The organism is Enterococcus sp. GPZ-007 (genome assembly GCF_059374735.1).
This window is the reverse complement of record NZ_JCAFYN010000074.1, coordinates 1-11,258: the sequence shown is the minus strand read 5'-3', so window position 1 is coordinate 11,258 and position 11,258 is coordinate 1. Positions and strand designations below refer to the sequence as shown.

The 11,258-nt window shown below is 39.6% G+C and carries 8 protein-coding genes; 1 reads left to right on the top strand and 7 read right to left on the bottom strand.

Annotated features, from left to right (window positions below; genetic code table 11):
• Positions 1-36 precede the first annotated feature (36 nt).
• From glmM to nifJ, 4 genes are all read right to left on the bottom strand, one after another.
• Entirely contained in the window at positions 37-1,392 is a 1,356-nt protein-coding gene (gene glmM, locus AC4J95_RS20445; RefSeq protein WP_494551439.1) for a phosphoglucosamine mutase, read from the bottom strand.
• Between the two features lie 23 nt (positions 1,393-1,415).
• Positions 1,416-2,519, bottom strand: coding sequence for a CdaR family protein (locus AC4J95_RS20440; protein ID WP_494551438.1), 1,104 nt, complete (start codon positions 2,517-2,519; stop codon positions 1,416-1,418).
• Complete coding sequence (cdaA, locus tag AC4J95_RS20435) at positions 2,516-3,400, bottom strand: diadenylate cyclase CdaA (protein ID WP_316402878.1); 885 nt, start codon at positions 3,398-3,400, stop codon at positions 2,516-2,518. The genes AC4J95_RS20440 and cdaA overlap by 4 nt, the downstream gene beginning before the upstream one ends.
• 105 nt (positions 3,401-3,505) lie before the next feature.
• Entirely contained in the window at positions 3,506-7,180 is a 3,675-nt protein-coding gene (gene nifJ, locus AC4J95_RS20430; protein WP_494551437.1) for a pyruvate:ferredoxin (flavodoxin) oxidoreductase, read from the bottom strand.
• A 437-nt stretch (positions 7,181-7,617) separates the two neighbouring features.
• Between nifJ and AC4J95_RS20425 the strand changes: the two genes are divergently transcribed.
• A complete protein-coding gene (locus AC4J95_RS20425; RefSeq protein WP_494551436.1) occupies positions 7,618-8,133 on the top strand; it encodes a thioredoxin domain-containing protein in 516 nt (171 codons plus the stop codon).
• Positions 8,134-8,153: 20 nt separating this feature from the next.
• Here AC4J95_RS20425 and whiA read toward each other — a convergent pair whose 3' ends face one another.
• Genes whiA through rapZ form a run of 3 tightly spaced genes read right to left on the bottom strand, consistent with a single transcriptional unit; the run spans position 8,154 to position 11,020 of the window.
• Positions 8,154-9,089 (bottom strand): DNA-binding protein WhiA, encoded by a 936-nt coding sequence (gene whiA, locus AC4J95_RS20420; RefSeq protein ID WP_316402875.1) that lies wholly within the window; start codon positions 9,087-9,089, stop codon positions 8,154-8,156.
• Positions 9,090-9,137: 48 nt separating this feature from the next.
• Positions 9,138-10,136 (bottom strand): gluconeogenesis factor YvcK family protein, encoded by a 999-nt coding sequence (locus tag AC4J95_RS20415; RefSeq protein ID WP_494551435.1) that lies wholly within the window; start codon positions 10,134-10,136, stop codon positions 9,138-9,140.
• Complete coding sequence (gene rapZ / locus AC4J95_RS20410) at positions 10,133-11,020, bottom strand: RNase adapter RapZ (RefSeq protein WP_316402873.1); 888 nt, start codon at positions 11,018-11,020, stop codon at positions 10,133-10,135. The genes AC4J95_RS20415 and rapZ overlap by 4 nt, the downstream gene beginning before the upstream one ends.
• Positions 11,021-11,258 lie beyond the last annotated feature (238 nt).

Here is an 11,258-nt window from a genome sequence, read left to right as displayed (position 1 = left end):
GCCCAATCATTTAAGAATGGACCTTTTGCTGTTTTATTAATCTAAACCGATTTCTGCACGAACAACTGCCGCGATTTTATCGACATAGTAATCAACTTTTTCATGGGTTGGCGCTTCTGCCATAACACGTAATAATGGTTCTGTTCCTGAAGGACGAACTAGGATACGTCCGTCGCCATTCATTTCAGTTTCAGCTTCTTCAATAGCCTTTTTGATAGCAGGGACATCCATTGCACCGTATTTATCACTGACGCGAATGTTCACTAATTTTTGGGGATAAATTGTTACTTCTCCAGCAAGTTCAGAAAGTTTCTTACCCGTTTGTTTCATGATGTTCAATAATTGAACGCCTGTCAGCATACCATCACCAGTAGTATTGTAATCTAAGAATAATACATGACCTGACTGTTCACCGCCAAGATTATAATCATTTTTCCGCATTTCCTCAACTACATAACGGTCCCCGACTTGTGTAATCACATCTTCTAAACCAATTTCTTCAATCGCTTTATGGAAGCCTAAGTTACTCATGACTGTTGTTACGACTGTATCCTTTTTCAAACGTTTGCGTTCAGCAAGATATTTTGCACAGATAAACATGATACGGTCGCCGTCAACGATGTTTCCTAATTCGTCTACTGCAATCACTCGATCTCCATCACCGTCGAAGGCCAAACCAGCGTCTGCACCTTTTTCAACAACCATTTTTGCTAAAGCTTCTGGATGGGTCGAACCAACACCTGCATTGATATTCAAGCCATTAGGTGAAGTTCCCATCGTATAGAAGTCAGTCTCTAAATCTGCAAACAAGCGATTAACACTAGTTGATGTCGCTCCATTCGCTGCATCAACACAAACCGTTAAACCAGATAGATCGCCTGAGATGGTTTGTACTAAAAATTGAGAATATTTCAACAGACCTTCGTGGAATTCATCTAAGGTTCCTAGTCCTTCAGCCGATGGACGAGGTAATGTATCTTCTTCTGCGTCTATCAGAGCTTCAATCTCAGCTTCTTGTTCGTCGACCAGTTTGAAGCCATCACCACCAAAGAATTTGATACCGTTATCTTCTGCAGGATTATGCGATGCAGAGATCATTACCCCTGCTGAAGCCTTTTGTAATCTAGTTAGATAAGCAACCCCTGGAGTTGAGATAACTCCAAGTTGGAATACTTCGATCCCAACAGATAATAACCCAGAGATTAAGGCTGTTTCTAATAATTCACCAGAAATACGGGTATCACGACCGACTAAAACACGTGGACGTCCTTCACTCTCATGATGTTGACTTAATACATAACCGCCGCAACGGCCTAGTTTAAATGCAAGTTCAGGTGTTAACTCCTTATTCGCGATTCCGCGTACTCCATCTGTTCCAAAATATTTACCCATTAAATTATATTTCCCTTCTTCATCTAGTTTGTTGATTGATTTGTCGACTCTTCTTGACTGCTTGACATTTCTGTAGCACTGGTTTCAGAAGATTTTGAAACATCACTTGTATTCTCTGAGGCTTCTGTGGTCGACGAACTAGAATGATTTGTACTACTAGTTTCTGATTCTTGTGATTTTTTAAATACTGGTGTCACTTGTGCACTCACCGTCTTCGGATTAACTTGATACTCTCCGGAAACCGGTACGTCGATAAATTTCTTAACGGTTCCTTGGATCTGACTCACATCTACTGGAATACCAATGCTGTCTATTTGATCAATTACTGACTGCGCGCCGGTAATTGTTGCCTTTGTGCGATTCAAATCAATTTTAACACTTTCAACATCCGAAGGTAAGACCCCTTCTTGGATCGGATAAAGTGATACTTCCTTACTTGGTGTTTGAATCTCAAAGTTGACGGTGACATTTTGTGGATCTGATTGAATCGCCAAAGCTTCACCGCCGGAGTTCAAAGCCTGAACGGGAGCTTGGATACTTTCTTGATCCGCAGTTAGTTTAGTACTATCTACAGATGCCACAACACGATCAATTTCTTTCATCGTATTCTCACCAGTAGTGATTTCAACCTTTTCTGGTTGAGTTGACAATTGACCGACTTTTAAACCATTATTACTGGTCGTGCTACTTAAAATTGGCGATACGTCAAACTTCTTTTTAACTTTTTTCTCGATAGTAACTGAAATTCTTTCTGGTTCAATCGTAGCAGTAAGTGAACTGGATAGGCTTTTAGTTTTCAACCGAACCTCATGTGTACCCGCTCCAATATTAGTTAAATCAGCCACTACACTAAAATCACGTGTATCAGGATCAATCTCCTTATTTAGTTGGATTCGATTCGCACCGCTCAATTTAACTGAAACATTCGATGAAAAACCATGAACAAAGTACTCATCAGAATCGTAAACGACATTGATCGGTACATTTTGAACGGACTCTTCATAATTCGTTTCAGAAGAAATCAATCTACTAAAGCTTTGACTATTTACATTGAAGAACAAGAGCAAACTAAACAGTAACGAAATCAGTATATATGGTACATCGTTTCTTTTAAACTTGATTCTCATTTTTGCCCTCCTTTAGTCAAACCCTCCAAAAAGGTTTGCAAGAGGCTCTTTCTGCCTGCATATTTCTCATCCGGCAATAGTTCTCGTCGCATTACCGCTAAATATTCTTCTTGTGACAAATCATGCAGAAAGTCGTTGTTTAATGTAATACTAACACCTCCCGTTTCCTCAGAAACGATGAATGTCAAAGCATCGCTGACTTCACTGATGCCAACTGCTGCCCGATGTCGCGTTCCGAATTCTTTTGGAATCATCATACTATCAGAAAGCGGCAAGTAGGCTGACGCCACTGCAAGTTTTCCATCTTTTACAATGACAGCACCATCATGCAAGGGAGTATTAGGAATAAAAATGTTGATCAGCAGTTCACCCGTGATATCTGCATCTAAATCAATTCCTGTCTCGATATATTCATCAAGTCCGGTTGAACGCTGAATCGTGACTAAAGCACCGATTTTCCGCTTAGACATGTATTGTATTGCTTTATCAAAAGCTAAAATCATCCGCTCATCGTCAAGTTCTTCTTTTTTTGATGTTTTAAAAAAGGCGCTGCGTCCCAAATGCTCCAAACCACGACGAACTTCCGGCTGAAAAATAATGATTGCTGCAATCACGCCATAAGTAATAATCTGATTCATCAACCAGGATAATGTATGCAGCCCAATAAATTCGGCAGCTATACGTATACCAATGAATATCGCGACACCCTTAAGCAATTGAACCGCTTTTGTTCCGCGAACGAGTTCAAACAAACGATAAATCAAAAACCAGACGACAAATATATCTAAAAGGTTGACGATGATATCCCAAGTTGAAAGGTTCTCAGAAAAAAAGCTAAGCCAATATTCTGGTTTGAATAATTCAATTAGACGATTAGGCATAGATAACCTCTCTTTCTATCCAAAATTCTTTACAATTATACCACAGTGGTACAGGTCTAGCATAAAATTTAAGAGAGAGTCTTAGCAAGCTAAGACTCTCGAAAATTACTCTTTTTTACGTTTTTCAGCTCGCGCTGCTCTGCGAGCCGCGCGCCTTGCTTCGGCTTCTGGATCAACCTTCCGTTCGCGTTTTACTTTCCCGCTGACTGCAGTCTCTACTACTTCAGCTTTCGTACCTTCTAGTTTCGCCCGAATTTTATCTTCTTGCCCGGCTATGCGTGCATAGTTGTAAAAACGGGTTTGAGCATCGTTGACTGTCTTATGATACAAACGTTGCGCGTCATCCGGTTGAATTCTTTCTAAGGCCGAGAACCGTGTTTGTTGTTTCATAAAGTCGATCATGTTGTCAAAATTAGGCTTTTTGTAATCTAATGACATTGGGTTCTTTCCTTTTTCCCGTTGCAAAGGATTGTAACGATACAATGACCAGTAACCAGAGTTAACCGCATCTTTTGCTTCTTGTAAGGTTTTGCTCATACCGCCGCGTAGCCCATGATTGATACATGGCGTATAGGCGATTACAAGAGATGGTCCAGGAAACTTTTCCGCTTCTTCTAATGCTTTAATCGTTTGCATCTGATTCGCACCTGAAGCAATTTGGGCTACATAAACATTCCCGTAAGTCATCGCCATCATGCCTAAGTCCTTCTTAGACTGATATTTACCACCTGCAGAGAATTTCGCAATAGCGGAAGCAGGTGTTGCTTTAGAAGTTTGTCCACCAGTATTAGAATACACTTCATTATCCATGACCAAGATATTTACATCCGCACCGCTAGCTAAAATATGATCTATCCCTCCGAATCCAATGTCGTAGGCCCAGCCATCGCCACCAAACATCCATTGACTGGTTTTAACAAATAGGTCGCGATTGTCATAAATATCCGCAAGTTTTGGATCGGATAGATTTGCCGTTTCAAGTGCTGCTGTCAATTTGGCAGCTCGTTGCTGGGTTCCTTCTGATTCAAACATGTGATCCATCCAGTCTTCCATCAGTTCCCGCAAATCATCAGAAACAGTGTCCAAAACATCAATGATTTTGTCAGCCAATTCTTTGCGTCGCGTCTGATTTGCTAGAAACATGCCATAACCATATTCCGCATTATCTTCGAATAATGAGTTTGACCAGGCTGGTCCCTGCCCCTTTTCATTTGTTGTATAAGGACTGACCGGTGCCGCAGCTCCCCAAATTGAAGAACAACCAGTTGCATTGGCGATCATCATACGATCCCCAAACATTTGTGTCATCAATTTAACGTACGGAGTCTCTCCACATCCCGCACATGCCCCAGAGAATTCAAGCAATGGTTGATTAAATTGCGACCCTAAAACCGAATTAGTTTTTGCTGGGTTAGCTTTTTGCTTTAAAGTCATTGAAAAAGCCCAGTTGATGGCTTGTTCTTTTTCTTCTTCGTAAGGTTTCATGGTCAAAGCCTTGCCTTTAGCTGGACAAGCCTCAACGCATAAGCCACAACCAGTACAATCTTCAACAGACACTTGAATACGGTACTTCAAACCGTCAGCGCCTCGCATCTCTCTTACAATATAGCCTTCTGGCGCTTCTTTCATTTCTTCCTCATCAGCTAAGAATGGTCGAATTGCTGCATGAGGGCAAACAAATGAACATTCATTACACATAGTACAACGATCACTGATCCAGTGTGGAACTTCCAATGCAATGCCACGTTTTTCGAACTTTGTTGTACCAGTTGGAATGGTTCCATCTGTCATGCCGTTAACAATCAGATCGTTTACAGTTAAATCGTTCCCTCGCTGTGAATTCATTGTCTCAACAATTTGTTCAACGAATTGAGAAACAGGAGCTTTATTGCTTTTTACAGGAATCTCAATGGTTCGCCAAGCATCTGGTACTTGAACCCGATGCAATAATTCGACTGTTTGATCAATTGCAGCAATATTTTTCTCCACGATTTCCAGTGATTTTCGACGGTAACTTTTATCTGCTTCGGATTTTAAGATATCTAAAACTTCTTCAAAAGGAATAATACCTGTCAAACTGAAGAAGGCCGTTTGCATGACAGTATTGATTCGCGAACCAAGACCGACTTCCATAGCTAACTTCGCTGCATTAATTGTGTAAAATTTGATATTATTCTCAGCAATGTAACGTTTCATCTTCGCTGGCAGTAATTTATCTATCTGCGTATCATTCCACATGGTATTCATCAAGAAAATGCCGCCTGGTTTCAAGCCTTTTAATAAGTCATAGGTATGGATATATGCTGGTGTGTGACACGCAATAAAATTGGCACTCTCAACAAGATAAGTCGAACGGATCGGCGTATCACCAAAACGCAAATGCGAGACGGTCAATCCGCCCGATTTTTTCGAGTCATAGCTAAAGTAGCCTTGCGCATATTTATCGGTATGATCGCCAATAATCTTGATTGCTGATTTGTTCGCGCCAACTGTCCCATCCGAACCAAAGCCCCAGAATTTCGCTTGGAATGTTTTCGGATTCGTCAGATCAAGGATTTCTTTTGTTTCTAAAGACAAATTGGTCACATCATCAACGATTCCAATCGTGAAACGCTTCTTAGCTTCCCTTTTATCTTTCAGCAATTCATTGTAAACAGCAATAATCTGATCCGGTGTTACATCTTTTGATCCCAAACCGAAACGTCCTCCGATAATTTTAGGACGAACATCCGCTTCGTACATCACACCTTGAACATCTTGTAAGAGCGGTTCACCGTCTGCTCCAGGTTCTTTTGACCGATCTAATACTGCAATTGATTTAACTGTATCAGGCAGCTTTTCCAAAAAGTTTTCGGTCGGAAATGGACGATAAAGATGAATGTTTAGAAAACCGACTTTTCGCCCGTTTCCATTCAAGTAATCCACAGTTTGCTCGATAGTTTGTGCGACAGAGCCCATTGCCACTATAACTTCTTCGGCATCCTCTGCACCATAATAAGTGACTAAATCATAATTCGTTCCGCGAAGTTTATTGATTTCAAACATGTATTTTTGTACAATCGCTGGTAGCTCATCGTAATAGCGATTGACAGTTTCACGTTGTTGGAAGTGCACATCCGGATTTTGATTGGTACCGCTAATCGTCGGATGATTAGGATTCATACTCCGTTTGCGAAATACTTTCAATTTCTCTTGATCAATCAATGGAGCTAATTCTTCATAATCAAGCACTTCGACCTTTTGAATCTCGTGACTCGTTCTAAAGCCGTCAAAGAAGTTCATGAAAGGCAGGCTGCCTTCAATCGCTGCCAGATGGGCAACTGCTGATAGATCCATCACTTCTTGAACACTGCTTTCTTGCAGCATCGCAAAACCCGTTTGTCGAGCCGCCATCACGTCACCATGATCACCAAAGATATTCAAAGCGTTCGTCGTGACTGCGCGACTAGCTACGTGGAAGACTCCAGGCAATAGTTCTCCCGCAATCTTATACATGTTTGGAATCATCAATAATAGCCCTTGGGAGGCCGTGTACGTAGTAGTTAAGACACCTGTTTTCAACGCCCCATGAACAACTCCAGCGGCTCCAGCCTCTGACTGCATTTCTGTAATTGATACTGTTTGACCAAATATATTTTTCTTTCCTTGTGAAGCCCATTGATCCACAAGTTCAGCCATTGTTGAGCTAGGAGTGATTGGATAAATTGCAGCTAACTCAGTGAATGCGTACGAAATATATGCCGCAGCTGTATTTCCATCCATCGTTTTTTTCTTACGCATGATTCTCCTCCTTATTCATACTATCGAAATCATTCTTCATGAAAAAATGAATTGATTCTAACGTTATAAGTTATTCAAATGAAATATTTTCACAGATTGCCTACCATTTTTTGTCACTCTATTCTCGGCAAACTAAAAATAATTGAATTCTCTTTCACGTACAGTTAGTTATTCGTTGCTTCATTATTATAGAAAAAACAACTCATTTTTTCATGTCTCCGATAAAAAGTTTGTTCCATTTATTTTTAAATCGAAAATGAAAAATACTGTTCATTGATAGAAAATTTGTTTGTAATTTTTATAACAACGGATTTATTATAAACTAACTAACCTTAATTTCAAATACGAGTTATAGTCTTTTTAACTTATTTGTAGGAAAAGAGTTTTTTTTCTTATCAATCTTTTGTACACTAATAAGAGAAAGGACGTGTTCTCACATGGATATTTCTATTATTAAAGGGAATCTAGTAAACGACTTTAATGGAATCAAAATTGGTTCAGATGTCGCACCCAAACGGTTGATTGAATTTATCAATCTTCGCTGTCCTTATTGCAAACAGTGGTTTGAAGACTCTTATAACATATTGAATCAAGCCGTTACTGAAAAAAAGGTGCAGCGAATCATCAAATTATTAGATAAAGATAAAATTAGTTTGCAACGAGGCAATATCATGCACGAATATATAAGTGCAGATCCCAAAATAGCTTTAATACAAATACAGCAAGCCTTTGAAACACAAGAAATCTGGCAAAATTTTGAATTAGAAGCAGTTGCTGAGTACGCTGAAAAAACGTTGCAATTCACTCAGCAAGCAAATCAAAGCCTGCAGAGAGAGATTCGTAATGAAGCTGAACAAGCCAATATCAAATTTGTTCCCACAATGGTTTTAGGCGAACACATTTTTGATGAGTCGATTGATGAAGCAACCCTTAAAGCATATATTACAGAGTAAACAAAAAACCGTTTGAATTATCAAACGGTTTTTTGTCGTAAATTTTCAGCGAAATCATTGATCTTGCGAATACGGTGATTAATACCAGATTTAGAAATCGCACCTGAAGGAATCATTTCACCTAACTCTTTTAAACTGATCTCCGGATTTTGAATTCTTAATTCTGCAATTTCCTGCAACTTCTCTGGCAAAGATTGCAACCCAACTGTTGATTCAATAAAATGAATGTTCTCAATCTGTTTCGAAGCAGCATCAATCGTTTTGTTCATATTGGCCGTCTCGCAGTTGACCAGACGATTGACTGAATTGCGCATATCTCTAACAATCCGAACATCTTCAAATTTCAACATGGAATTCGTCGCACCAATCAGGGTTAAAAAGTCGGCGATTTTCTCTGCCCCTTTGAGGTAAGTGATGTAGCCATTACGCCGCTCTAATGTTCGCGCATTTAAATCAAATTGATTTAATAAATCACAGATATCCTGATTATGCTCCTCGTAGATTGATGATATTTCCAAATGATAGCGACTGGTCTCAGGATTGTTTACTGAACCTGACGCTAAAAATGCGCCCCTCAAATATGCGCGAGTTTTCTTTTCTGATTGTTTTATCTCATCAGCGATATGCGATTGAAACATAACCCCATCCATGATATCAAGATCTAACAAGATTTTTTGTGTTTCCTGCTTCAAACGAACAATGTAAACATTGTTTTTCTTTAACTTCATTTTTCGCCTTACCAACAATTCGCTGCGCACGCCATAGTGCTCTTTTAACAAAGTAAAAATTCGACGAGCGATTGCAGCATTTTCCGTTTGGACATTTAGAACAAATTGGTGATTGTTCAAGCTAAGAGAACCGTTCATTCGTATTAATGCGGCTAACTCCGCTTGTGCGAGATTTTTTTGGACTGCCAGACCCGTTAATTCTTTTTTTACTTCTGCTGCAAAAGACATGGCAAGCCCTCCTTTTCATAATAAAGAATGATTGAAAATCATTCCATTCTATATTTTCGCCCCGAAAACAATCCGGAACAATTCATCAACAACTTTATCGCCATCGTGAAAGACACCACCGTCTCGTAATTTCAGGAAATCAGTCGAAACGACTCGACAGCCTTCTTCCCGCAGACCATTGAAATCATGTGTGACCTGAACCAAGTATTCATCATAAATCTCGGGATCCATATAGCCTTCTGGTACATGTTCAGTATTAACTAAAACAGTGTCAATAAATTTACTTTCGAGATGTTTGTGTAAAACACGAATGTGATCCGCGTCACTGAAGTGCTCTGTTTCACCTTTTTGCGTCATGATATTACAAATATAAACAACTTCCGCATTTGTGGTACGGACAGCATCCCCTAATTCTTCGATTACTAAATTGGGCAGGATACTGGTAAATAAAGAACCCGGTCCAAGTACAACCATATCTGCCTCATGAATCGCATTAACCACCTTACGCGCTGCATGAACGGCTTTTTCACCATTCTTCTCAGTAACGTAAACTTTTTCGATCGTTTTTCGATCAAGTGCTATTTTTGACTCACCTACTGCACTGGTTCCATCTGTAAAATCAGCATGCAATACTAATGGTGTCTCCGAAGATGGGTAAATATGACCGTCAACGTGCATCATCATGGATAGAAGTTGAATCGCTTCGTAAGTACTATTGCGCATTTCTGATAAAGCAGCGATTAACAAGTTGCCGATTGTGTGATTCGCTAAAAATTTATCCTCTTTATTAAAACGGTATTGGAAAATATCATGATAAAGCTTCGGCATATCTGATAAAGCGGCTAATACATTTCGCAGATCGCCTGGAGGTGCCATATCGATAGAATCACGTAATTCACCGCTGCTCCCGCCATCATCAGCTACGGTAACTACAGCAGTAATATCTGCACTTTGATTGCGCAAGCTTTTCAAAATGACGGGCAATCCAGTACCTCCACCGATTACCACGATTTTAGGTTTGCGGATACGATAAGTTTTCATTCTCATGAACGATTCACCGTCTCTTTCCGCTTGTCTTTGTCTCGATGAGTGATATTTACTTTATAGTCTGCTTCCTTAATTGCTTTTCCTACTCGCTCAGTCAGAGCAACAGAACGGTGCTGTCCACCAGTACAACCAATTGCGATTGTCAACGAACTTTTTCCTTCTTTAATATATCCCGGTAGAATATCCATGATCAGTCGGACAAAATTTGTATAAAAGCTTTCTGTCTCAGGAAAAGACATGACATAATCGTAAACAGGTTTATCCAATCCCGTTTGCGGACGTAATTCTGGAATATAGTGTGGATTTGGTAAAAAGCGGACATCCATAACGATATCGGCATCAATTGGCAGCCCGTACTTGAAACCAAAAGAAACAACTTCCACATGAAAACCAATATCATCCTGCTGCTTATATGATTGGTTGATTTTTTCACGTAATTGCCGCGGAGTTAAATCGGTCGTATCAATCATTAATGTGGCGCGACTCTTTAGATCTTCCAAAATCGCACGCTCTTTACGGATTCCTTCTGTAATCATACCATCCATCGCAAGTGGATGAGCCCGACGCGTCTCTTTATAACGAGAAACCAATTCCTCATCAGAACAATCTAAAAATAGAATGCTTGTATCGATAAAGCCGGTATTCTCAATTTCTACTAACATATTTTGAATATCTTCAAAAAATGAACGTGATCGTAAATCAACCACTAATGCGATTTTTGTAACTTTTCCAGATTCACGAATCAACTCCCAAAATTTAGGAATCAATCCAGGAGGCATATTATCTACACAAAAATAGCCCATATCTTCAAAACTTTGGATCGCAACGGTCTTTCCCGCCCCACTCATTCCAGTAATGACAACTAAATGCAAACTTTCAGTCATTTGTGCCACTCCTTTCTCAATTTAAGGAAATTATTTTTCAGAAATAATTTTGTTTTTTTAAAATGAAATTACCTTTTTGCTTGCACCCGAAAAAACTTGGTGTGAAGCACGTACTGTACATTTTGTTATTTGCGCTAAAAAAAGGCAAAATCTTTTTTGCCTTTTAAATATTATAACACTCCTGGCGTGTCTTTGCTACTTATTAGTGATTCTTTACCTTTTCCTAATACGCTAAATC

Bases quoted from the DNA above. Each gene is read 5' to 3' on its own strand.
- glmM (WP_494551439.1), bottom strand. From the start codon at position 1,392: ATGGGTAAATATTTTGGAACAGATGGAGTACGCGGAATCGCGAATAAG.
- AC4J95_RS20440 (WP_494551438.1), bottom strand. From the start codon at position 2,519: ATGAGAATCAAGTTTAAAAGAAACGATGTACCATATATACTGATTTCG.
- cdaA (WP_316402878.1), bottom strand. From the start codon at position 3,400: ATGCCTAATCGTCTAATTGAATTATTCAAACCAGAATATTGGCTTAGC.
- nifJ (WP_494551437.1), bottom strand. From the start codon at position 7,180: ATGCGTAAGAAAAAAACGATGGATGGAAATACAGCTGCGGCATATATT.
- AC4J95_RS20425 (WP_494551436.1), top strand. From the start codon at position 7,618: ATGGATATTTCTATTATTAAAGGGAATCTAGTAAACGACTTTAATGGA.
- whiA (WP_316402875.1), bottom strand. From the start codon at position 9,089: ATGTCTTTTGCAGCAGAAGTAAAAAAAGAATTAACGGGTCTGGCAGTC.
- AC4J95_RS20415 (WP_494551435.1), bottom strand. From the start codon at position 10,136: ATGAGAATGAAAACTTATCGTATCCGCAAACCTAAAATCGTGGTAATC.
- rapZ (WP_316402873.1), bottom strand. From the start codon at position 11,020: ATGACTGAAAGTTTGCATTTAGTTGTCATTACTGGAATGAGTGGGGCG.